The sequence below is a fragment of the Streptomyces sp. NPDC107454 genome (assembly GCF_055582885.1).
Window position 1 is genome coordinate 1 of sequence record NZ_JBVJPA010000003.1, and the last position, 21661, is coordinate 21661.

Sequence of the window (21661 nt, forward strand, 5' to 3'; positions counted from 1 at the left end):
AGCAGCTGAACGTTCCGGTGCTCGACGGTGTCTACATCACCCGGCTCCTGGTCCACGACGGCGCTGTCTTCGGTGCCTACGGGTTCGACCTCGCGAGCGGGAAGCGCTATGTGATCCACGCGGACGCGGTCATTCTCGCCGCGGGCGGCCATACGCGTATCTGGCGGCGTACCTCCTCACGGCGCGACGAGAACACGGGCGACTCGTTCCGTCTGGCGGTGGAGGCCGGGGCCCGTCTGCGCGACGCCGAGCTGGTGCAGTTCCATCCCTCCGGGATCATCGAGCCGGAGAACGCGGCCGGCACCCTCGTCAGCGAGGCCGCCCGGGGCGAAGGCGGCATCCTGCGCAACGCGCTCGGGGAACGGTTCATGAACCGCTACGACCCCGCCCGGATGGAGCTGTCCACCCGCGACCGCGTGGCGCTGGCCTCCTACACGGAGATCAAGGAAGGGCGCGGCACGCCCAAGGGCGGCGTGTGGCTCGACGTCTCCCACCTGCCCCGGCAGACGATCATGACGCGGCTCCCCCGCGTCTACCAGACCCTCCTCGATCTGCAGATGCTGGACATCACCCGCGATCCGATCGAGATCGCGCCCACCGCCCACTACTCCATGGGCGGGGTATGGGTACGCCCCGAGGACCACAGCACCGACGTGCGCGGCCTGTACGCCATCGGTGAGGCCTCCAGCGGCCTGCACGGCGCCAACCGCCTCGGCGGGAACAGTCTCATCGAGCTGCTGGTCTTCGGCCGCATCACCGGCCAGGCCGCGGCCGCCTACTCCCAGTCGCTCACCGCGCAGCCCCGGTCGGCGTCCGCCATCGCACAGGCCCGCGCGGAGATCGACGACCTCCTCGCCGCCGACGGGCCGGAGAACGTCCGCGCCCTGCAGCGCGCCATCCGCAACACCATGACCGAGCACGCCGGAGTCGTACGCGACGAAGAGGGCCTGCGCACCGGACTGGCGGAGCTCGCCGCGATCGAGAAGCGGATGGAGGACATCGGCGTCCACCCCGACATCGCCGGCTTCCAGGACCTCGCGCACACCTTCGATCTCAAATCCGCCGCCCTGGCGGCCCGCGCCACCCTCGAGACGGCTCTGGAACGTCGTGAGACGCGCGGCTGCCACAACCGCAGCGACTACCCCGCACAGGATCCCGCCCTGCGGGTCAACCTCGTATGGTCCCCGACGACGGGCATCACACGCGAAACCATTCCTGGCATCCCGGACGAGATTTCCGCGCTGATGGAGGAAGTCTCGACCGACGGAAAGCTCGCCGAATGACCTGACCGGTCCCACCGGGCCGCTGAGGGCTGGCAGGAGGAATCTTCTCGATTCCTCCGAACCAGCTGTCACAAAGAGAGCGACTGTCCGGTCTCTTCCTATATAGACGAAATTTGTACGGGTGCCGGTGAGCAGCTCGCCACAAGGTGCGCGCCGCACCAGGAAAACTTCCGAGAGGATCCGTCATGAAGGTCGTAGTGATCGGTGGAACCGGGCTCATCGGCTCGCAGCTGGTCGGCAGGCTGAACGAGTACGGGCACGACGCGGTCGCGGCCGCGCCCAACACCGGTGTCAACACCCTGACGGGCGAGGGTCTGGCCGAGGTCCTGGAGGGCGCGACGGTCGTCGTCGACGTGTCCAACTCCCCCTCCTTCGAGGACGAGGCCGTCATGACCTTCTTCCGTACCTCCACGGCCAACCTCCTGAAGGCGGAGGCCGACGCCGGCGTGCAGCACCACGTGGCGCTGTCCGTGGTCGGCACCGAGCGTCTCCAGGACAGCGGCTACTTCCGCGCCAAGCAGGCCCAGGAAGAGCTGATCAAGGCGTCCGGCACCCCCTACTCCATCGTCCACGCCACCCAGTTCTTCGAGTTCGCCAAGGGGATCGCCGACTCGGCCACCGACGGCGACACCGTGCGTCTTTCCCCCGGCAAGATCCAGCCCATCTTCTCCGGCGACGTGGCCGCTGCCGTCGGCCGCACCGCCGTCGGTGCCCCGGTCAACGGCGTGGTGGAGGTCGCGGGCCCCGAGGCGTTCCAGCTCGACGAGTTCATCCGCACGGGGCTCGACGCCAAGAACGACCCCCGCACGGTGGTCACGGACGCGCAGGCGACGTACTGGGGTGTCGAGCTGGAGGAGTCCACACTTCTGCCGGGTCCTGACGCGCACATCGCCGAAACCCGTTTCTCCGACTGGCTCGCACAGCAGCAGTAAGTCCCGCGGGTGGCCCCTGTCAGCAGGCAGGGGCCACCTCTTACATGAAGGAGCCGAATCGCCATGTTGAGTCGCGGGGAATTCGCCGCTCCCGGTCTCGCTCCCCATGAAGAGCTGACCGGTCTCTACACCATCGACCCGGTCCACAGCACGATCGGTCTTTCCGTCCGGCACGCCATGATCACCAACGTGCGGGCGAGATTCACTGCCTTCGAGGGGCTCCTCAAGCTGGACGGGCGCCGTCCCACCCGGTCCGAGGCCTACCTCAGCGTCCAGACCGGCAGTCTGGAGACGGGGTCTCCGGAGCGGGACGCCCATGTCACCGGCCCGGAGTTCCTCGACTCGGCGTCCTTCCCCCTCATGAGCTTCCGCTCCGCCGAGGTCCGCGACGCCGGCGAGGACCGGTTCCGTATGGCCGGACACCTTCGCATCAAGGACCTCGAACTCCCCGTTCTCATCGACCTCGAATTCGCCGGAGCGAGCCGGGGCCCCGATGGACTCGACCGTGTCGGCTTCGAGGGCACGGCCACGTTGCGACGTTCCGACTGGGGACTGGACTGGAACACGGCGCTGGCCGGAGGCGGGGTCCTGATCAGCGACAAGGTGAAGCTGACGCTCGACGTCTCCGCTGTCCGGCTGGAGCGGACGGACGCCTCCTAGAGCCGCGGACGCACGGTCGGCTTGAGGCCCTCGGGGCCGAGGTCCGGTTGCCGCTGACCGCGAAGATGGGGCGGCAGAGGTGCGCCGCCCTACCCGTGGGTACGCCGGTCAGCGGACGGTCCGTGCCGCCTTCTCGATGACGATGAAGTCGTGCAGGGTGCCGTTGATGCGGATACTCGTGGTGGGAACGCCGGCCTGGGTCACCTGCGGGCATACGCCTCGCCCTCGTCCCGCAGCACGTCGTTCTCGTCGACGATGACGAGCGCGGGCGGCAGCCCCCGCAACTCCTCCAGGCTCGCCCGCAGCGCAGAGTCGGTGACCTCCGCCCGCTGGGCGGGATCCGGGTCGTACTGCGCTCCTCGGGTCGGCAGGCGGTTGCCTACTTTCGCCTCTATGACAAGACACCTTTTGTAGGTGTGACACACACGGTGGTACTCGTCACGATGCGAGGCCCCGACCACACCTGTACGCGTATCAGCGGGCTTTCTCCGTTGGCCGCGGGATCGGGATCGATCGCCCGGTATTGCTCGTGCTGTGTGAGCACGTGGAGCCGTAGAGGCTGATCTCTCCCAGCATGAAGGACCAGTGGTCCGGAAACTTCGTCTTCCTGACTCGAGCCACCCACACCCCCACCACCATTCCTTGAACTGTCCGAAAGAGCCCCTTCGGTCCACCCCTGTCATGCCGCCGTGACGACCGTGTCCTTCGTCTTACGGACCTTGCGTCGGCTCACGGCCCGGCGTTCGCTCTCCGTCATGCCACCCCAGATGCCGTCCACCTGTCCCGCCTCCACGGCCCAGCTGAGGCACTGCTGCGTGACAGGACAACGGCCACAGACGGCCTTGGCCTCGTCGATCTGTACGAGCGCCGGGCCGCTGTTTCCTACGGGGAAGAACAGATCGGGGTCCGCACGTAGGCAAGCTGCCCGTTCACGCCAATACACGGTGGGCCTCCTTGTTCAGCGGTCATGGGAAAACACACCTCCGAGTACATGAAGAGAGGTACCGGACGCTGTTACATAAGACCGGGCAACCGGCGCGTGTGTGACACGTCGCCGAGTTCAACGCGTCACTGCCGGCCGTGATCCACAGGAGCTAGCTGGATGGCGCTCGCTCCTCTGCCGGCGCAGCCACACTTCCTGGACCACGTCCTCGGCCTCGGCCGCGCTGCCGGGTCACTCGCCGTGGGGGACGGCTCGTCCTGCATGATCCTCGGTCTCCGTTCCACCGCCTGGGGCTGTCCACTGGCACAGACCGGGGTGGGCCCGTCCCTGTGACAGGACTGGAGGAACGCATGGTCTCCGCAACCCACGCGGCGCACAACATCGAGATCACCGCTGAGAGCCTCCAAGAGGAACCGGCCCGCCTGGAGCTTCAGAAAGAGGCGCTGGAAAGGGAATTGGCCCCGGCCGCCCCGCAGGCAGCCGTCACCTCCCCCGAATCCACGGACGCCGCAATCTCCTCCGTGACACCGACAGCGGAAGCATCAACGCAGTCCGCAGCACACTCGATCGCCTTGTCGGCACGTACCGCGTCCAGCGAACCGGCCGAGGCTTCTACCGCGTCCCGCGTTCCTGAGCGGTATCACGCCGGTCAGAGCGCAGGTGGCGGTGGCTGGTCGCGTGAGTCCGTCGCATGCCGAGCACGTCGAGCACACGGTGGGTCAGCCCGACGTCCCCAAGATCACGGCGACGCACACCATGATCAGTGCCGCGGTGATCAGGACCATCGCTATCAGCGTTCCCCGCAGCCATCGGCCGAAGCGGATGTGGTGCTGCCCTTCCACCCGGCTGATGCGAGCGGCGATGTGATCGGTCACCATGCCGGCAACGTAGTTCTGCTCTTCGAGATACCACCGCTCGATATCCCTCTTCTGCCCATCGGTCAGCCCCGCCGTTCGCGCGGTGAAGTCCGCCACGCGCCGATGTGCCGCTTCGAGATGCGCCTCCTTGTACAGGAAGTCTTCGATGTCGTTCAGGCCGCGTGCGGCCTCCTTGCTCGCGTCCATGGTGTACCTCCAGAGGTCCTCTGTGTCGGCGGCCTCTCCCATGGACGGGACAGCTCGTCCGTCTGTGACATCCGCCGTCGGGAGCCGACGGCGTTCGGTGAAGCCGCCGGCCGGTTGTCGATCACACAGCCGCGTTGTCACTCGCCCGGCGCTCGCCGGAACGCTCCGGATTCGCACTCGTGACGAACGCGTCCCGGGGGTGCTGCACGGAGGCGAGGGAGACAAGATCCCGCCCGAACACGGCCGCGGTGAGCCAGACCGAGAGAACCCGGACCTTGCGCTCCCAGGAAGGCACGGCCAGGACGTGATAGCCCCGGTGCATCAGCCAGGCGGGAAATCCCTTGATGACAAGGCTCTTGTACTGGAAGACGCCCTGCCCCAGCCCCAGCGTCGCCACCACTCCGAGACTGCTGTGGCGGTAGTTCCGGATCCTTCGCCCGCGCAGGTCGGCCACGATGTTCTTGGCAAGGAGCCTGCCCTGCCGCACGGCATGCTGGGCGTTCGGTACCGTGCGAGCCTCCGGCACGGACGAAGCCAGATCGGGAACGGCCGCGTCGTCACCGGCCGCCCACACATCCGCCACAGGCTCGCTGTCGGTCCCGACTCGAAGGTCGGGCCGGACCACGAGCAGGCCCCGCTCGTCGACCGGGAGATCGGTGTGGTTGTGCACGGTGGGATTCGAGGCGTTGCCGGCAGCCCAGACGATCAGCGCCGAGTCGAACTCCTCTCCGTCGGAGAGCATGACGTGCCCGTCCGCGGCGGAGAGGAGCTGTGTGTTCAGGTGGACGTGCGCTCTACGGCGTTCCAGGGAGCGCACCACCCAAGCACCGGGCTTGTCGCCCACCTCGGGGAGGATGCGGCCGCGAGCCTCGACCAAGTGGAAGGACAGGTCGTCGATGCTCAGCTCCGGATACGACTTGAGCATCGCGGTCGCCAGGGACAGCAGTTCACCGAAGCCTTCGACGCCGGAGAACCCGCCGCCCACGAACGTGACGGTGAGCAGCCTCCGCCGCTCGGCGCCGGGCGGCAGTGACGCTGCTTGATCGAATGCCGTCATGAGGCGATCACGGATGGCCACCGCCTCCTCCACGTGCTTCAGGCCGATCGCCTGCTGTGCAAGCCCGGGGATGGGGAAGGTGCGGGTCACGGCGCCGGCGGTGACGACGAGGGTGTCGTAACTCAGTTCGTAGTCGGCTCCGTTCACGGGTCGGACGACGACTTTCCGGTCTGCGTCACGGATCTCGATCGCGCTCCCCGCGATCAGCCGGGTGCGGCGCAGATGCCGCCGCAAGGACACCGCGGCATGACGCGCCTCGACCGATCCGGCCGTCACCTCCGGCAGAAAGGGCTGATAGGTCATGTAGGGACGGGGATCGACAACCGTCACCCGCGCCTCACCCGCACGCAACCTCTTCTCCAGGCCCCATGCCGCGTAGAAGCCCGCGTAGCCGCCACCGATGATCACAATCTCACGCATGATTCCCTCTGCCTGTTGGTCGACATCACATAGACAGGGCGGGGCAGGCTCGTGTGACAAACGACGGTGGGGAAAAACGGGCGCGGATCCGCAGAGAGGCGCAAGACGGTTCCACGCGAAAAGGGCCCCCGCAGGCTCTCGCCTGCGAAGACCCTTCGCACCGTCGGGACGACAGGATTTGAACCTGCGACCCCTTGACCCCCAGTCAAGTGCGCTACCAAGCTGCGCCACGTCCCGGTGCGTTCACCCGCGGTGTTTCGCGTGATCGTGCAGGTGAACACTACCGCACGTGAGGGGGCGGGCCCGCACACAGGGAGGTACGGCGGGTGCGGGGGGGCTGATGACGGCGCGCCGCGAGCCGCCTTCGCCCGACCTACATCTTGCCGTCGGCGAGCTTCCACTCCCGGTGCAGTGTGCCCAGGGGGATGGCGTGCTGGATGACGGGGGTGCCGAAGATGGCCAGCTGGATCTGGAGGGTGCCGCTCAGATCGAGGCCGCCGTAGAGGGCCCAGGAACCACTCGCCGCGACGTCGGACGTGGCTCCGGAGCCGACCGGGGTGGTCGCGGTGACCGTGCCCGCGGCCTCACCACGCAGGTAGGGGGCCAGGTCGGCGGTGACGCCCACGGCGCCGTACAGGCCGACGGTGGCCTGTGCGCCGAGGGCCGCCTTCACGCTTCCGGCGGTCGTGACGGACGTACGGACCGGAGAGCTGTCCATGTGGGACTCGTTGACCGGTGTCCAGCCGGCCGCCGTGCCGAAGGTCCCGCCCGCCTTGAAGTCGCCCTTGAGGTCCTGTTCGACGTCGACGGTGACCCGGCCGTCACCGCTGATCTCGAAGTAGCAGGTCAGGTCGAGGTTCACGACGACGGGGATGGGGCCGACCTGGAGGACCGGGTCGGCGTGCAGCTTCGCGAACGGCAGTCGGACCGGCTTGGCGGTGGCGCCGGCGCGCCCCTTGAGCGCCCACTGCGAGGTCCAGTCGCCGGAGACGCCGAGGTAGGCCGCCCCCGGTCCGGAAGCGGTGGAACCGTCGGAGGCGGCCGAGGCGGTGGAGGCGCCGCCTCCGTAGGAGAAGTCCACCTCGGGCTTGACCTGGACGAAGCCGGACACGGACGCGTCCGCCGAGGCCGGTGCGCCCTCGGCCGTGGCGACCTTCGTCGCGACATCGACCCGCAGGCTGCCGAGCGGGACCTTCGTCCCCTCGGGGCCGGAGTGGATGTCTCCCGTCTTCGCCCAGGAGACCTTCACGTCGGGCAGCAGCCGCTCGACGTCGAAGGAGGCCGGGTCGACCGGGACGCTGCCCTTCGCGTCGTCGTCGCCGAGCAGCGTGTCCAGGGTCGTCGGCGCGGTCTGGACCTCGGTGCCGTCGGCCGTCTCACCGATCACCTTGGTGACCTTGGCGAGGAGTCCGTCCGGGGCGCCGGGCGCGGGGGCACTGGCGATGACGTCGCCGACGGCGGTGCGGCCCGGCGTCGCGGTGCCCGTGGGGGTCGGGGTCCCGGTCGGGGACGGGGATGAAGTCCCTTTGGTGACCGTGGATATGACGGCCCGTCGGGTGTGGCTGTCGTACGACTTCACCTTGAGCGAGGTCTTGCGAGCCTTCCCGCCGGCCGTACCGGGGCGCGCGACGGCGGTCGAGGTGGCCGCCGCCGCGGGGGCGGCGGCGACAGCGAGCGGTTGGTCGCTGTTCGAGGTCGCGGTCGCGGATGTGCCGGCGTCCGGGGTCCGTGCGGCGGCGGAGCTCTGGCCGGGGTCCGCGGAGCAGCCGGCGGCGAGGAACAGGGCGGAGGCGGCGAGCGCGGGCACGAGAGCGCGCGAGGGCCGCTTGCGGATGCGCAAGATCAGTCCTGAGGGGGGTGGGGGTGGCATGCGATTACCAGCGAGTAACTAGATGTGAGCATGCCATGAAGACGTGAAGCCCTGCTTCACGTTTCCACCCCCTCCAGGGTGATGTACGCCACGATCACGCGTCGAGAGCCGCCGATGGCCCCGTCAACTCACCTGAGAGTCACGTCATTTGACGAGACATCACGCATTGGGGTCGAACGGGATGCCGGCCGGCTTCGCCTTCTCCAGGTGGTAGTTGAAGTTGCCGTCCTTGAGACCGAAGACGGCACTGCCGAAGTTGTAGGCGCTCAGCTTGTCGCGCAGACCGGCGGGGTAGCCGTTCCAGCCGACCAGGTCGGGAGACTGCCAGGCGTGGTAGTGATTCTCCGGCGGTTCGTCGTTCGAGTTCGCGGGGCGGAAGCAATGGGTGCTCAGACCGTCCTCGTGATAGACGACCTTGGGGTGGGTCCCGTCCCAACGGATCCGGTCACGGCCGTAGATGTCGAAGTTGCCGTGGGCGGAGGTGGAGACGTACTTGGCTTCGTTGTTCTGCACCCACACCACGACGTGTTCCCAGTCGTTGCGGTGCCCGCCGAGGCCGCTGCCGAGCACGGCCTGGTCCTTCTCGAAGTAGAGGCCGTACACGATGGCGCACCAGCCGTTGTTGCACTTCTCGCGCGAGTAGCCGTTGGTGTTGTCGAGGTCCGAGGCGTCGCGGCACTGGCCGTTGAGGGCGCCGGACGGATTGAGGCCGGGGTTGATCGTCCCGTCGGGGCCGATGGCGGGGGTGGGGCAGCAGCCGTCCGTGTCGTAGTCGAAGGCCGGCTGGAACGTCTGCTCCAGTCCGTTTGTCTTCACTGCGTCCTCCTGATCGACCGCGACGTGGGGGCGGGCCGGACACACTCGGTCGAGTTGGCATGCCCAGATCACCATTTCCCCTCCCGTCGACAACGCAGGCGTCAGGGGGTGTCTGAGTGATGAAGGATGAAGGGACAACCAACGGATACGCAGGCGGAGTTGGGCAACGGCTCCCCACCCGGCCGCCGGGACGTGGGGCGCGCGAGGAATCGGCGTGGCGAGTACATCCCTCCGACCGACCGGCCACCACCGAATCGGCCCCACCCAGCACGTCCTCCCGGATGGCGTCGCGAGGACACGGCTACGCCCCGGACGTCACTTCGGCGGAGCCGACGAGGGCAGGCGTGTGAGCCACCGCGTGGCGAGTGGGTGGGCGAGCGTCGCGGCCAGGATCGCCGCCAGGGCGGTGACACGGTGCGCGCAGTCGGGAAGCAACCGGCCGACGGGTTCGAGGACCAGGGCCCGCACGGCCACGAAGGCGGCGGTGGCCGCGAGGAATCCCCCGGCCGACTCCTTGGCCCACCGCCGCCGAGCCGACATGACGGTGGACCCCGTCTCCGGGGGTGGCGCGAACGAGTCGGTCACGCTCCCGTCGTACCGTCACCGATCGGCATGACAGGACGCACGATCAACGGCACCGCCGAGCGCCGCCGGACGGACGTACGACGGCTGCACGAGCGGCCGTCCGCGCGGCGCGGCCAGGGGGACGGCCACGGGGCCGCCGTCCTCATCCGCGGGTCTCGGGCCCCCAGTACTCCGGGCCCACACCGCGCCAGTCGATGAGGGGGGACACCGCCGCGGTCACGGGGTCCACGTCGAGACCCGCGCGTCGCAGGAATTCGGACAGGTCCTCCAGGTTGTAGGCCAACCCGAGGTTCTCGCCGTGCACTCGGACTCGGCGGCCACCGGTGTCACTCGGCGGAGCCACGATGACAGGCAACGGTTCGGACATGGATCCAGCCTCGCCTCTCCGGTCCCGGCCTGCATCCCGGCCCTGGAAGTGTGGGTACGTCATACCCGAATTCAAGCACGTGTTCGATTTCCAGCGCACGGCCCCGCGTCACTCGTGTGACGTTCAGGGACAGACGGCCGCACTCGGCGCCGGTTGGCCGCCACGGCCACCCTCCCCGCACGGGACAGGACCATCCCCTCGCTCGCGATGCCTTCCGGGACCTGGCTGCGGCGACGACTTCCGCCAGAGCATCCGGGTATCAGCTCATTCGCAGGTACAGCCGTTCGGCTTGGGCCATCGGTGTGTACCGCTCGCGCCCTCGGAAGGCATCGCCGAGCAACCGGTGGTCACACCCCGGCGTCGGGAGCCTTGATGATCTTGCCGTTCCCGTCGATGGTGTGGGTGCTCCAGTAGGTGTCCCACTTGTCGCCGACGTGCTCGGGGACCTTCCCTTCGGGGTAACGGACGTACCCCTTCGGCGGCTCGTCGCCGTTGGACACGCAGGCGCTGCCGGTGCCGCCCACCGTCAGGACCGGGTACTCGCCACCACCGCAGCTCGCATCCTCCACGGAGCAGCCGGTCAGCATCGCGAGGGTCACGCAGGCCAGCGCGAGGCCCAGGGCGGACCGCGCCGGGCCCCTGCTGATCACAGAGGACGGTCGGTGAACTCGGCTTGTCATACGCACGATGGCTCCCTCTGGACGGCTTGTGGGACCAGCCTGCGCGAGACAAGGAAATCGATCGTGAGTACGCGTACTCGGATGCGGTGGGCCGTCGTACCCGATTCCGCGTAGGCACGGGGGCGGCCGCCCTCAGCCCGGATCGGCGATTCGGTTGAGCCACTCCTGCATGAGGCCGCGTTCCGGCGCCGTCAGGGCGTCGGTCTGCGGGAGTACGGCCCGGAGGGTGACGGCGGCCGCGACCGGCCCGGGTGCGGGCGCGACAGGGGCGTCCGTGGCGATCGCCGCGATGACCGCCTCGCGGGCGGTGCGGGACAGCTCCGGATCCCGGCGCTCCTCGGGGGTGGCGATGAGCGTGAGCGTCGTACCGCAGCCGGCCGCGTGGACGAGGTCCGCGGCGCGGCCCTCGGGGACGCGCAGCCGGCCCGCCTCGGCGATGCGCCGCATGTGCTCGGCGAGGACCTCGAAGGCGGCGAGCGCCGCGGGCGAGGGCGTACCGGGGCGGTACCGGCCGTACATCAGGGTGTACAGCGCAGGGTTGGCCAGGCCGAGGCCTACGTGCAGATCCCAGCCGGCGCGAAGGTCCTCGACCGGGTCGCCGGTGGGCTTCCGGGCGGTCTTGCTGGTCAGGTACGCGGTGAAGCCGTCGGCGACGACCGCGTCGAGCAGGCCCTCCTTGTCGCCGAAGAGCCGGTAGATGGTCGGCGGCTGCACGCCCGCCGCGGCGCTCACCGCCCGGGTCGAGACCGCGTCCGGCCCGCCTTCGGCCAGCAGTCGGGCGGCGGCCGCGACGATGCGTTCACGGTGTCCGTCCGCCGCGGTCACGTCCTCACTCTCCATGATTCCGACGATAACAGAATCCTGTTACCGATGAGAATTTCCAGTGATACGGTCATGGCGTTATCGATGGAAACAGGAAGAGGTTGCCATGATCATCGTCACCGGAGCCAACGGCGGACTCGGCCGGCTGATCACCGAGCGGCTGCTGGAGCGCGTCCCCGCCGAGCGAATCGGCGTCAGTGTGCGCGACCCGGAGAAGGCACGAGAGCTCGAAGACCGGGGCGTGCGCGTCCGCCGGGGCGACTTCGGCGACCCCGCGAGCCTCGCGGACGCCTTCGAGGGCGCCCGGCAGGTCCTCGTCGTGTCGACGAACAGCACCGGCGCGGACGCCGTGCACCACCACCGCACCGCCGTGGAGGCCGCGGCGGCGGCCGGAGCCGAGCGCATCCTCTACACCAGCCACATGGGCTCGAACCCGTCCTCTCCCTTCGCTCCGATGCGCGACCACGCCGCGACCGAGGCGGCGCTCCGGGAGTCCGGGATCCCCTTCACCTCACTGCGCAACGGCTTCTACGCCTCCTCCGCCGCGATGCTGCTGGGCCACGCGCTCGAGACGGGCGAACTGGCCGCGCCGCAGGACGGACCGGTCGCCTGGACGGCCCACGCCGACCTCGCCGAGGCGGCGGCGCTCGCGCTCACCGGCGAGGGCCTCGACGGGACGACAGCCGCGCTCACCGGCCCCGAGGCGCTCGACCTGGCCGACATCGCGGCGATCGCCACGCGGCTCACGGGCCGCGAAGTGCGTCGGGTGGTCGTCTCCGACGCCGACTACCGCGCGAGCCTGCTCGCCCGCGGTCTGCCCGAGGCAGGCGCCGACCTGCTCCTCGGCCTGTTCGCCGCGAGCCGGCAGGGGCAGTTCACGCCGGTCGGCCCCACGCTGGGCCGCCTGCTCGGCCGACCCACCACGGCCCTGGCGGACTTCCTGAAGACAACGATCACGCCGACCGGCTGACCTCCGGGTTCCCCTTCGGTCGCCGCGCGGACGGCGGCCTCGTCCGCCGGGCGGACGGATCCGCGGCATTCAGGCGCGCGTCCGCCAGCCGTGGTCGACCGGCCCGAGGCCCTCGCCCAGGGCGAATCCCGCGGCGATCGCGCCGGTGACGTACTCCTTCGCCAGCCGCACCGCCTCCGGCATCGCCCGCCCCTGCGCCAGCCCCACCGCGATGGCCGAGGCCAGGGTGCAACCGGTGCCGTGCGTATGACGGTTGTCGTGGCGCGGGGCCCGGAACCAGTGTTCTTCGGTGCCGTCGGTCAGCAGGTCGACGGCCTCGCCGGGCAGGTGGCCGCCCTTCACCAGGACCCAGCGGGGCCCGTACGACAGCAGTTGTTCCGCGGCCCGGCACATGTCGCGCTCGCCGGTGGCCTTGATCCCGGTCAGCTCGGCGGTCTCGTCGAGATTCGGGGTGGCGACCGTCGCGAGCGGCAGCAGGACGGTCCGTACGGCGTCCAGCGCGTCGCCCGCCAGCAGCCGGTCGCCGTGCTTGGAGACGCTCACCGGGTCCACCACCACGGGTGCGCCGACATCGGAGAGCAGTTCGGCGACGGTCTCGACGAGCAGGGGCGAGGCGAGCATGCCGGTCTTCACGGCCTGCACACCGATGTCGTCCACGACGCTGCGGTACTGCGCGCGCACCGCCTCGGCGGGAAGCTCCCAGGCTCCCTGTACGCCGAGGGAGTTCTGCGCGGTGACGGCGGTGAGCACGCTCATCCCGTGCGCGCCCAGCGCGAGCATGGTCTTCAGGTCGGCCTGGATGCCGGCGCCGCCCCCGGAGTCCGATCCGGCGATGGTCAGGACACGGGGCGGGGTGGTCGGCGTGTTCGCGGGCATGGTGGGTGTCACTCCGTACGAAGGGGGTGAGAGGGGGCGGGTTCAGCGGCGCAGGCGCAGCGGGGCGTAGACCAGCAGGGCCGCGAGGAACGCCACGCCGTAGGCGGTGTCGGCGCCGTGCAGGGCGTGCGCGACGGGGCCGACGTACAGGCTGGTGCTCATGAACGGCACCGCGGCGGCGAACGCGGCGGCGAACGCCACGGGCGCGGGCCACCACGGACGCGGGCGGGCGCTCTCGGCGGCCAGGTCGACGGGTGCGCCGCCGCGGGCCCTGGCCCGGGCGAGCCAGTCGACGACGACGATCGCGACGAACCCGGGAATCCAGTAGCCGACGAACAGCAGGACGTTCTGGAAGCGGGCCGTGGTGTCGGCGGCGTGCATCCACAGCACGAGCGGGAAGCCGAGGACGGCGGCCAGCGCGGCGGCGGCCGGGCGCGGCAGCCGTACACCCATGGTCTGCAGGGCGAGCGAGCCGCTGTAGTCGTTCATGGCGTTACTGCTCAGCGCGGCGAGCGCCACGGCGAGCAGGCCGAACGCGCCGAGGGCGCCGCCGCCGAGCAGGGTGTCGACGCCGCGGGCGGTCTGGTCGGTGAAGACGGCCGCGCCCCACAGTCCGAGGGCCTGGACGGCCACGAAGGACACGGCGATGCCGGCCAGGGTGTACCAGAACATGCGCGGCCGGGACGCCGTACGCGGCAGATAGCGGCTGAAGTCGCTCGCGTACGGGGCCCATGACAGCGCGAGGCTGAGCGCGATCGTGCAGGTCAGGACGAAGGCCCCGGCCCGGTCGGCGCCGTGCGCGGTGGCGGCGGGGGTGGTGTGGGCGCCGCTCAGGAGCTTCACGGTCAGGGCCACGAACGCGGCGGCGAGAGCGAAGGTCATCACGGTCTGGAGCCGGTGGATCACCTCGTAGCCGAGGACACCGAGCGCCCCCTGCGCCGCCATCATGACGAGCACGCCCAGCCAGAACGGCCAGCCGCACAGCTGGGCCAGCGCGTCCCCTCCGAAGAGGCCGATCAGCGCGTCCCAGGCGATGGACGAGAGCCACTGCAGGGCGCCGGGGACGACCACCGCCCGGCCGAACGCGAGGCGGGCGAGCGGCAGCTGTCCGGCGCCGGTCTGACTCCCCCAGGTGCCGAGGTAAGCGGTCGGTACCGCCCCGAGGAGGGTGCCCAGCACGACGGCGGCGAGCGCGGTGGAGAAGTCCAGGCCGAGCGCGATGCCGACGGTGCCGGTGAACACGCCGGTCATGGTCAGGTTGGGGGCGAACCACACGGTGAACAGGCGGCCGGGGCCGCCGTAGCGGTGGTCCTCCGGCACCGGGGCGATTCCGCGCGCCTCGACGTGCAGATCCCCCGGAGCGGTGGGCATCCGCCCGTCGAATACGCCCTGCGGGCCTCCGACGGCCACCTCACCGCGAGCGTTACGGGCATACGGCAACGACATGAGACATCCCTCCGCCAGTCCTAACTGGTTCAGGTTCGACGGGTGTGATCTCAGCCCTCGTGCGGGGCACCCCGTGTCCGGTTCGGCGGTCAGGATAGCCCGGCGGGCGCGGTCTGCCCCAGGGGGAGGGGTCCGCGCGGGCCGTACGGCCCCGTGGCTACGCGCCGACGCTCGGCTCCCTGCCCTGGTACGCCGCGGTCAGCAGCGCCAGTACACCGTCGACGGTGACCTCGCGCGGGTTCGGGTACGGCTGTCCGGCAGCCTGCTCGGCGGCCACCGCCAGATCGGTCTCCTTGAGGCCGAGTTCGGCGAGGCCCCGGGGTGCGCCGAGGCTTCCGGCCAGAGCCCACAGGGCGTGCGGGACGTCGTCGGCGCCGCCCAGGGCGCGCGAGAGCGCCGCGACAGCCCGGGGTGCGGCGGGCGCGTTGTAGGCGAGGGCGTACGGAAGGACGACCGTGTGCGTCTCGGCGTGCGGCAGGCCGAAGGTCCCGCCGAGGACGTGGCACAGCTTGTGGTGCAGGCCCATGGTGGTGGCGCCGAGACAGGCGCCGCAGAGCCAGGCGCCGTACAGGGCCCGGCCGCGCGCGTCGAGGTCGCCGGGGGCGGCGGCCACCAGCGGCAGGGCCTGCGTCATCGCCCGTACGCCCTCCTCGGCCATGAGCGAGACGAGGGGCGAGGCGTCGGGCGCGTAGAGGGCCTCGACGGCGTGGGCGAGCGCGTTGACGCCGCTGGTGACGGTGAGGGGGACGGGGAGCGAGAGGGTGAGTTCGGGGTCGTAGACGACGCTGCGGGGCTGGACGGAGGGGTCGCGTCCGGTGCGCTTGGCGCCGTGCTCGGTGAGGCCCCAGACCGGGGTCATCTCGGAGCCGGAGTAGGTGGAGGGCACGGCGATCAGGGGCAGACCGGCGCGCAGCGCGATCGCCTTGCCCAGGCCGATCGCCGAGCCGCCGCCGACCGCGACACACCCGTCGGCGCCGGCCGCGCGCGCCGCCGCCACGGCCCGGTCGGCGACCTCGACGGGTACATGCATCCGGGCCTCGGCGTGCAGCCCCGCGCAGGCCTCGCCCAGGGCGTCCGCGACCGCGCGTGCCGTGCCCTCGCCCCTGCTGCCGCAGACCACCAGCACCCTGCGCAGCCCGAGCCTGGCGGCCTCGTCGGGGGTCGCGGAGACGGCGGCCCCGGGCCGGAAGACGATCCGCGCGGGCTGGGTCTCGTAGGAGAAGTCGAGCGGGGTGTTCCTGTCGGTCATGGTGTTCGTCCCGGTTCCAGTACGAGGTCGAAGCGGGCGTGGCGGAAGGGGTTCGGGACGCCGAACTCCCGCGCCAGGGAAGAGTCGTTGGTCTCTGCGAAGTCCTGGACCAGGCTCCTCTTGACGGCGAACACCGCGTCGGAGTCCAGGTAGTCGCTGCCCGCGACGAAGATGTGTGTGGTGACCGGGGTGTGGCCCTCGGCCGAGGCGATGAAGTGGATGTGGGCGGGGCGGTAGGGGTGCCTGGCCGTGGCGCGCAGCAGTTCGCCGACCGGGCCGTCGGTGGGGATCGGGTACGGGTTCGGTACGCAGGTGCGGAACCAGAAGCGGCCTTCGGCGTCGGCGGTGAACAGTCCCCGCCCGTTGCCGGCCGGCTGGACGTCCGGCTGCTGTACGTCGTAGTAGCCCTCGGAGTCGGCCTGCCACACGTCGAGGACCGCGCCCGGCAGCGGGGTGCCGCCCCTGCCCAGTACCCGGCCGCTGACCACGCACGGCTCGCCCCTGCCCACCAGGTCGATGTTCGCGCCGAGTGCGCGGATCGGCGATCTGGTCAGGTGGAACGGGCCGAGAACCGTCGACTCGGTGGCACCCGGGCCGCGGTGGCCGCCCAGCGTCTCCACGAGCATGGAGACGCCGAGCACGTCCGACAGCAGGATGAACTCCTGACGGGTGTCGGTGCACTGTTGCCCGGTCGCGGTCAGGAATCCGATCGCGCGTTCCCATTCCGCCATCGTCGGCTCCGTCTCGCGCACGAAGTCGTGCAGATGACGGGTGAGCGCGCCGAGCAGTTCACGCAGCCGCGGATCGGCCGTGCCCCGCAGGCTGTCGACGACGGCGTCGGTGACGCCGTGCGTGAAGCCGGTCGTGGCATCGGTCGCGGCATCGGTCGCCGTCGGACGGTTCGGTTCGTCTGTCATGCCGCTCCTCGTGGTGCTATCGGGACTGGTCGCCGTCGGTGCCCGGGTCCACGAAGTGGAAGCCGGGCTCGGGAAACCTGGCGAACGCCCGGTGGGGCACGGACGAGGTGTAGGCACCCGCGAGGGAGAACACCACACGGTCGCCGGCCCGCAGCCCCGGCGCCCGGACGTCCCGGACCAGGACGTCCCTGGAGGTGCTCAACTGGCCGGTGAGCGTGACCCGTTCGCGGCGTACCGCGGGCCGCGGCCAGGAGTAGGGCCACACGTCCACCTCGAGTACGGACCAGGGCTGGTCGGGCCACGGCTGGTCGGGCCTCCTGGACGCCGGCGTGCGCAGGTTCACCCCGCCACCGCGGACGACGGCGAAGTCCTCGCTCGCGCCGTGCTCGACGTCCAGCACCTCGCTCGCGTACCAGCCGCAGTACGCCGTCAGCGCACGACCGGGCTCGATACGCAGCGTCAGTTCCGGGTGCGCGGCGACGAGTCGGGCGAGCCCCTCGCCGTACGACTGCCAGTCGAAACGGCGTTCGGGGTGCTCGTAGTCCACCGCCATGCCGCCCCCGACGTTCACCTCGGTGAGGCGCAGGCCGTGCCGCGCGGCGAGTTCCGCCGTCCAGGCGACGACGCTCTCGGCCACCGCGAGGTGTTCGGGGGCGTGCAGGCCGGTGGCCAAGTGGGCGTAGACCCCGCGCAGTTCGAGGTTCGGGTAGCTGCCGTCGGTGAGCAGGCCGACGATCGTGTCCGCCTGCGCCGGGGCGAGGCCGGAGGTCCTGCGGCCACGGCCGCCGTCGGCGAGCAGATGGTCCGCCACCGGCAGGTCGAAGCGCGGCAGGACCGCGACCCGGCCGCCCGGAGCGTGCCGCTGGGCCAGCCCGGCCAGCATGTACAGCTCGTACTCGCTCTCCACGAGGAAGCGGGTCACGCCTCGCTCGAGCGCGTCCAGGAGCTCCGTCGGGGTCTTGTCCTGGCCGCCGAAGGCCAGCGGGTGGTCCGGCGCCGCCCGGGTGACGTGGTCCAGTTCGCCCGCGGTGGAGACCTTGTAGCCGTCGACGTACGGGGCGAGTGCGGCCAGGATCTCCGGCTCCCGGTTGGCCTGGGTCGCGTAGTACAGCTCGACGCACTCGGGCAGCGCGGCCCGCACCGACGCGGCGTGTGCGCGCAGTGCCGCCAAGTCGTAGACGTAAGCGGGAAGTTCCGTGGGCGGCAGGGTCAGGATGCGGTCGCGCACCGCGAGTGAGGGTGAGTTCATGGGGCACTCCGGGTCGTGTGGCGCAGGATACCGTCGGCACGCGACGAGGGCGGCGGACGGGGCCCGGAGTGACGGCCCGGCGGACGCAGACGGTCAGGAACGTGACACGTGCCACGGCGGCCGCCCGAATCTACGGGGCCGAGCGTCCGGTTCTGCGCGGTGGCCGGGAACCGGGAGACCGGCGGCGCCGTGCTCCCGCACGCCGACACCTCCGCTCGCAGGGCCCGCGCCCTGTGGCATCCCACCATCATGCTGATCCGCGACTCCATACCCGAGGCCCCGCACGATCTCTACCCGGTGGGAGATCCTTCGGCACCTCGAGCGGTCGGCGGTGTTCCGGAACGCGACGCGGTGCCCGGCCCCGGGTCGGGGTCGGGCACCGCGTGTGGGTCGGTCAGCAGGTGGCGGAGGCCGGAAGGCCGCCGTACTGGTCGCCCTTGAGGTAGACGGCGCTCACATAGCCTTCGGCCAGTCGCACCCAGACGTCGTTGACGTAGCCGTTGTCGCGGATGGTCTCGCCGTGGGTCCAGCAGGAGGCGCCGCGCGGCTGCCCGGCGGTGACGTGCCCGGTGATGCCGGTGGTGGTCGAGGGCCCGGAGCGGACGTTGACGTTCACATACGGCGTGACGGCGTACGGCAGTCCCGCCGCCGCGGCCTGCGCCCCGGCCGCGCCGGTCAGCAGCAGTCCGGTGGCCAGCGCGCCGACCCCCGCCGTGGCGAACGCCTTGGTCCTCATCCTCATGGTCATACGGTCCTTCCCCGTGGTGGAGTCCGGGCGTGTTCCCGGGCCGGACCGTGCGGCCCACCCGGTCACGCCCTGGCCCACCCTGCCGGGTCGACGCCCTGGGGCGGAACTTCTTTCGACGACGCTCGAAACGTCCGGCCGTGCCGTGGTGGCCGACAGCACCATGAACCGCGTACGCGCCCCGTCACGCTGCCCCTCGCCTGCCTCGTACCACCGCTGAGCCCCGGGCCCGCCCCCGGAAACGAGGAAGAGGCCGTATCGGTATGTCCGATACAGCCTCTGACCCGCGACTTCAAAAGTCGGGACGACAGGATTTGAACCTGCGACCCCTTGACCCCCAGTCAAGTGCGCTACCAAGCTGCGCCACGTCCCGGTGCGTTCACCCGCGGTGTTCCGCGCGATCGTGCGAACAGAACTTTACCCCACGTCGGGGGCTGCTCCGCAGGGGGCGCGGGGCGCGCGACAATCGGGGCATGAACGCAACATCCGGAGGTCGGCGGGGCGACGGGCGGGATCGGGACACGACGGGGCGGGCCCGGAACGCCCGGCCACGGGACGGACTGGGACGGCCGCTGCCGTACGGCGCCGACGGCGTGGAGCGGCAGCCGGAGGGCGTCGTCCGCAGCCCCGAGGAGACGGCCACCGAGGCGCAGGCGCTGTTGGACGCGGGGAAGCCGTTCCACGCGCACGAGGTCTTCGAGGACGCCTGGAAGTCGGGTCCCGAGGGTGAGCGCACGCTCTGGCGGGGGCTCGCGCAACTCGCGGTGGGGCTCACCCACGCGGCCCGTGGGAACACGACGGGCGGTGCCCGGCTGCTGCGGCGCGGGGCCGGAGCGGTCGAGGAGTGGGCGGCGGGGGCGGCGGGCCGGGCCCGTCCGCATGAGCTGGACCTCACCGAACTCGCCTCCTGGGCACGCGAGCTGGCGACGGTCGTGGAGCGCGAGGGCACCGCGATCAGCGCGGTGGCCTGGGCACCCCGGCTGCGGGGGCGACGGGGCTGACGGGGGCGGCGGCGCCGATCGGCGTGCGGTGCGTGCGGCGTCACCCGGGTGCGGTGCGTCCGCTGTCAGTGGCGTGCGGCAGACTCGGGGTGTGCGAAAGATTCATGTCATCGGCATCGGCGCGGGCGACCCCGACCAGCTCACCTTGCAGGCGGTCAGGGCGCTGAGGAGCACGGACGTGTTCTTCATCCTGGACAAGGGCGAGGTGAAGTCGGACCTCGTCCAGCTGCGCCGTGACATCCTCGACGCGCACATACCGGAGGGGTCCTACCGCCTGGTCGAGGCGCGCGACCCGGACCGCGACCGGGCCGCCGGGGGCACCGCCTACTCCCCCGCCGTCGGGGACTGGCGCAGCGCCCGCGCCGACATCTACGAGCGGCTGATCGCGCAGGAGCTGGGCGAGGACGAGAGCGGCGCGTTCCTGGTCTGGGGGGATCCCGCGCTGTACGACAGCACGCTCGGGATCCTGGAGGAGATCCTGGAGCGGGGCGCGGTGGCGTTCACGTACGAGGTCGTGCCCGGCATCAGCAGCGTCTCCGCGCTGGTCGCCCGCCATCGGACCGGGCTGAACCGGGTGGCCCGTCCCGTCCAGATCACCACGGGGCGGCGGCTCGCGGAGGGCTTCCCCGAGGGTGTCGACGACGTGGTCGTGATGCTCGACGCCCATCAGACCTTCCGGCAGTACGCCGACGAGGACATCGACATCTACTGGGGCGCCTACATCGGTACGCCCGACGAGATCCTGGCCTCCGGTCCGATCGCCGAGACGGCCCCGCGCATCGAGCGACTGCGTGCCGAGGCACGGGATCGCAAGGGCTGGATCATGGACACGTATCTGCTGCGCAGACATCCGCGCGGCTAGCGTCACCCGCCAGGCGGGGCGCGCCGCCGGCCGGACCCGGGAAGTGGAGTCCGGCGAGGTGAGCTGACCGGTCCCTGCGTCATCGAGGGCCGAGATCCAGCAGGGCCAGGGCCGACGGCACGTCCGGCGCGGTGGTCACGTCCGCCGGGAGCGGGGGGCGGCGTACGACGACCACGGGGAGGGCGAGGTCGCGTGCGGCGGTCAGTTTGGCGGCTGTCGCCTCTCCTCCGCTGTCCTTGGTCACCAGCACGTCGACCCGGTGTGCGCGCAGCAGGGCCAGCTCGTCGTCCGGTGTGAAGGGGCCCCGGGTGAGCAGCACTTCCATGTCCTGGGGCATCGGCGGCTCGGGGGGCTCCACCGTACGCACGAGGAAGTGGAGCTCGGAGAGGTGGGCGAAGGCCGCAAGGCCCAGGCGGCCCGTGGTCAGGAAGACACGGCGGCCCAGGGACGGGAGGATCGCGGCGGCCTCGGGGAGGGAGCCGGCCCAGTGCCAGCGGTCGTCGGGGCCGGGCGTCCAGCCGGGGCGGCGCAGCACCACGGCCGGGATTCCCGTGGCCGCGGCGGCGCGCGCCGCGTTCGCCGTGATGGCGGCGGCGAAGGGGTGGGTGGCGTCGACCACGGCGTCCACCCGGTGCTCGCGCAGCCACCGCGCCAGCCCGTCCGCCCCCCCGAAGCCCCCGGCGCGGACGTCACCGTCGAGCGCCCCCGGCCGGGAGACGCGTCCCGCCAGGGAGGTCGTCACGCGGACACCGGTGCGCGCCGCCAGTTCGGCGGCGAGTCGGCGTGCCTCGGTGGTGCCGCCGAGGACCAGGACGTGGGGGGACATGGCGTCGAGCTTACGAGGTGC

At 71.0% G+C, this 21661-nt stretch carries 23 protein-coding genes, 2 tRNA genes, 2 pseudogenes and 1 riboswitch; of the genes and pseudogenes, 8 read left to right on the forward strand and 19 right to left on the reverse strand.

Annotated features, from left to right (window positions below; translation table 11 throughout):
• From ACZ69M_RS07575 to ACZ69M_RS07585, 3 genes are all read left to right on the forward strand, one after another.
• Nucleotides 1–1283: FAD-binding protein (locus ACZ69M_RS07575; RefSeq protein ID WP_470047579.1), on the forward strand; the 1283-nt coding region annotated here is incomplete at its 5' end.
• Nucleotides 1284–1468: 185 nt separating this feature from the next.
• Nucleotides 1469–2215 carry an SDR family oxidoreductase gene (locus ACZ69M_RS07580; RefSeq protein WP_470047581.1) on the forward strand — a complete coding sequence of 249 codons (747 nt, stop codon included), beginning with the start codon at nucleotides 1469–1471 and terminating at the stop codon, nucleotides 2213–2215.
• A 63-nt stretch (nucleotides 2216–2278) separates the two neighbouring features.
• Complete coding sequence (locus ACZ69M_RS07585; RefSeq protein WP_470047583.1) at nucleotides 2279–2875, forward strand: YceI family protein; 597 nt, start codon at nucleotides 2279–2281, stop codon at nucleotides 2873–2875.
• Nucleotides 2876–2983: 108 nt separating this feature from the next.
• On the opposite strand, the pseudogene ACZ69M_RS07590 reads toward ACZ69M_RS07585, so the two are convergent.
• Together ACZ69M_RS07590 and ACZ69M_RS07595 are read right to left on the reverse strand one after the other, a co-directional pair.
• A pseudogene (locus ACZ69M_RS07590) lies at nucleotides 2984–3225 on the reverse strand (alpha/beta hydrolase fold domain-containing protein); the annotation flags it as partial.
• 329 nt (nucleotides 3226–3554) lie between these two features.
• Nucleotides 3555–3818 (reverse strand): WhiB family transcriptional regulator, encoded by a 264-nt coding sequence (locus ACZ69M_RS07595; RefSeq protein WP_470047585.1) that lies wholly within the window; start codon nucleotides 3816–3818, stop codon nucleotides 3555–3557.
• A gap of 159 nt (nucleotides 3819–3977) precedes the next feature.
• On the opposite strand from ACZ69M_RS07595, the gene ACZ69M_RS07600 reads away from it, so the two are divergent.
• Together ACZ69M_RS07600 and ACZ69M_RS07605 are read left to right on the forward strand one after the other, a co-directional pair.
• Complete coding sequence (locus ACZ69M_RS07600; RefSeq protein ID WP_470047587.1) at nucleotides 3978–4151, forward strand: hypothetical protein; 174 nt, start codon at nucleotides 3978–3980, stop codon at nucleotides 4149–4151.
• A gap of 17 nt (nucleotides 4152–4168) precedes the next feature.
• Nucleotides 4169–4452: pseudogene (locus ACZ69M_RS07605) on the forward strand (hypothetical protein).
• Nucleotides 4453–4537: 85 nt separating this feature from the next.
• Here ACZ69M_RS07605 and ACZ69M_RS07610 read toward each other — a convergent pair.
• The 9 genes from ACZ69M_RS07610 to ACZ69M_RS07650 form a co-directional block, all read right to left on the reverse strand.
• Complete coding sequence (locus ACZ69M_RS07610; RefSeq protein WP_470047589.1) at nucleotides 4538–4882, reverse strand: hypothetical protein; 345 nt, start codon at nucleotides 4880–4882, stop codon at nucleotides 4538–4540.
• Nucleotides 4883–5003: 121 nt separating this feature from the next.
• On the reverse strand, nucleotides 5004–6359 hold the full coding sequence (locus ACZ69M_RS07615; protein ID WP_470047591.1) for an NAD(P)/FAD-dependent oxidoreductase: 1356 nt from the start codon (nucleotides 6357–6359) through the stop codon (nucleotides 5004–5006).
• A 163-nt stretch (nucleotides 6360–6522) separates the two neighbouring features.
• Nucleotides 6523–6596: transfer RNA gene (locus ACZ69M_RS07620), tRNA-Pro, on the reverse strand.
• Between the two features lie 136 nt (nucleotides 6597–6732).
• On the reverse strand, nucleotides 6733–8193 hold the full coding sequence (locus tag ACZ69M_RS07625) for a hypothetical protein (RefSeq protein ID WP_470048362.1): 1461 nt from the start codon (nucleotides 8191–8193) through the stop codon (nucleotides 6733–6735).
• 195 nt (nucleotides 8194–8388) lie between these two features.
• Entirely contained in the window at nucleotides 8389–9045 is a 657-nt protein-coding gene (locus tag ACZ69M_RS07630) for an NPP1 family protein (RefSeq protein WP_470047593.1), read from the reverse strand.
• A 315-nt stretch (nucleotides 9046–9360) separates the two neighbouring features.
• Nucleotides 9361–9630: a hypothetical protein gene (locus ACZ69M_RS07635; RefSeq protein ID WP_470047595.1), complete on the reverse strand. Its 270-nt coding sequence runs from the start codon at nucleotides 9628–9630 to the stop codon at nucleotides 9361–9363.
• A 142-nt stretch (nucleotides 9631–9772) separates the two neighbouring features.
• Nucleotides 9773–9997: a hypothetical protein gene (locus ACZ69M_RS07640; RefSeq protein ID WP_075030296.1), complete on the reverse strand. Its 225-nt coding sequence runs from the start codon at nucleotides 9995–9997 to the stop codon at nucleotides 9773–9775.
• A gap of 347 nt (nucleotides 9998–10344) precedes the next feature.
• A complete protein-coding gene (locus tag ACZ69M_RS07645) occupies nucleotides 10345–10677 on the reverse strand; it encodes an SCO0607 family lipoprotein (RefSeq protein WP_470047597.1) in 333 nt (110 codons plus the stop codon).
• Nucleotides 10678–10809: 132 nt separating this feature from the next.
• The gene (locus ACZ69M_RS07650) at nucleotides 10810–11517 is read right to left on the reverse strand and encodes a TetR/AcrR family transcriptional regulator (protein WP_470047599.1); all 708 of its coding nucleotides are present in this window, start codon (nucleotides 11515–11517) and stop codon (nucleotides 10810–10812) included.
• 88 nt (nucleotides 11518–11605) lie between these two features.
• Between ACZ69M_RS07650 and ACZ69M_RS07655 the strand changes: the two genes are divergently transcribed.
• Nucleotides 11606–12469, forward strand: coding sequence for an NAD(P)H-binding protein (locus ACZ69M_RS07655; protein ID WP_470047601.1), 864 nt, complete (start codon nucleotides 11606–11608; stop codon nucleotides 12467–12469).
• 69 nt (nucleotides 12470–12538) lie between these two features.
• Here ACZ69M_RS07655 and thiD read toward each other — a convergent pair whose 3' ends face one another.
• The 7 genes from thiD to ACZ69M_RS07690 form a co-directional block, all read right to left on the reverse strand.
• Nucleotides 12539–13345 (reverse strand): bifunctional hydroxymethylpyrimidine kinase/phosphomethylpyrimidine kinase, encoded by an 807-nt coding sequence (thiD, locus tag ACZ69M_RS07660; RefSeq protein WP_470047603.1) that lies wholly within the window; start codon nucleotides 13343–13345, stop codon nucleotides 12539–12541.
• A gap of 42 nt (nucleotides 13346–13387) precedes the next feature.
• Nucleotides 13388–14791 carry a purine-cytosine permease family protein gene (locus tag ACZ69M_RS07665; protein ID WP_470047604.1) on the reverse strand — a complete coding sequence of 468 codons (1404 nt, stop codon included), beginning with the start codon at nucleotides 14789–14791 and terminating at the stop codon, nucleotides 13388–13390.
• Nucleotides 14781–14875, reverse strand: a riboswitch (TPP riboswitch). It overlaps the preceding gene by 11 nt.
• Nucleotides 14876–14948: 73 nt before the next feature.
• Nucleotides 14949–16040 (reverse strand): maleylacetate reductase, encoded by a 1092-nt coding sequence (locus tag ACZ69M_RS07670; RefSeq protein ID WP_470047606.1) that lies wholly within the window; start codon nucleotides 16038–16040, stop codon nucleotides 14949–14951.
• Nucleotides 16037–16957 carry an intradiol ring-cleavage dioxygenase gene (locus ACZ69M_RS07675; RefSeq protein WP_470047608.1) on the reverse strand — a complete coding sequence of 307 codons (921 nt, stop codon included), beginning with the start codon at nucleotides 16955–16957 and terminating at the stop codon, nucleotides 16037–16039. Before ACZ69M_RS07675 ends, ACZ69M_RS07670 begins: the two co-directional genes overlap by 4 nt.
• Nucleotides 16958–16973: 16 nt before the next feature.
• Nucleotides 16974–18206: an alanine racemase gene (locus ACZ69M_RS07680; RefSeq protein ID WP_470047610.1), complete on the reverse strand. Its 1233-nt coding sequence runs from the start codon at nucleotides 18204–18206 to the stop codon at nucleotides 16974–16976.
• Between the two features lie 394 nt (nucleotides 18207–18600).
• Nucleotides 18601–18948: an SH3 domain-containing protein gene (locus ACZ69M_RS07685; protein ID WP_352051199.1), complete on the reverse strand. Its 348-nt coding sequence runs from the start codon at nucleotides 18946–18948 to the stop codon at nucleotides 18601–18603.
• 302 nt (nucleotides 18949–19250) lie between these two features.
• Nucleotides 19251–19324 (reverse strand) — tRNA-Pro (locus ACZ69M_RS07690).
• A gap of 100 nt (nucleotides 19325–19424) precedes the next feature.
• On the opposite strand from ACZ69M_RS07690, the gene ACZ69M_RS07695 reads away from it, so the two are divergent.
• Nucleotides 19425–19952 (forward strand): DUF309 domain-containing protein, encoded by a 528-nt coding sequence (locus ACZ69M_RS07695; RefSeq protein WP_470047612.1) that lies wholly within the window; start codon nucleotides 19425–19427, stop codon nucleotides 19950–19952.
• A gap of 91 nt (nucleotides 19953–20043) precedes the next feature.
• The gene (cobF, locus tag ACZ69M_RS07700) at nucleotides 20044–20814 is read left to right on the forward strand and encodes a precorrin-6A synthase (deacetylating) (RefSeq protein ID WP_470047614.1); all 771 of its coding nucleotides are present in this window, start codon (nucleotides 20044–20046) and stop codon (nucleotides 20812–20814) included.
• 79 nt (nucleotides 20815–20893) lie between these two features.
• Here the strand turns inward: cobF and ACZ69M_RS07705 are convergent, their stop codons facing one another.
• Nucleotides 20894–21640 carry a cobalt-precorrin-6A reductase gene (locus ACZ69M_RS07705; RefSeq protein WP_470047616.1) on the reverse strand — a complete coding sequence of 249 codons (747 nt, stop codon included), beginning with the start codon at nucleotides 21638–21640 and terminating at the stop codon, nucleotides 20894–20896.
• Nucleotides 21641–21661: the final 21 nt, after the last annotated feature.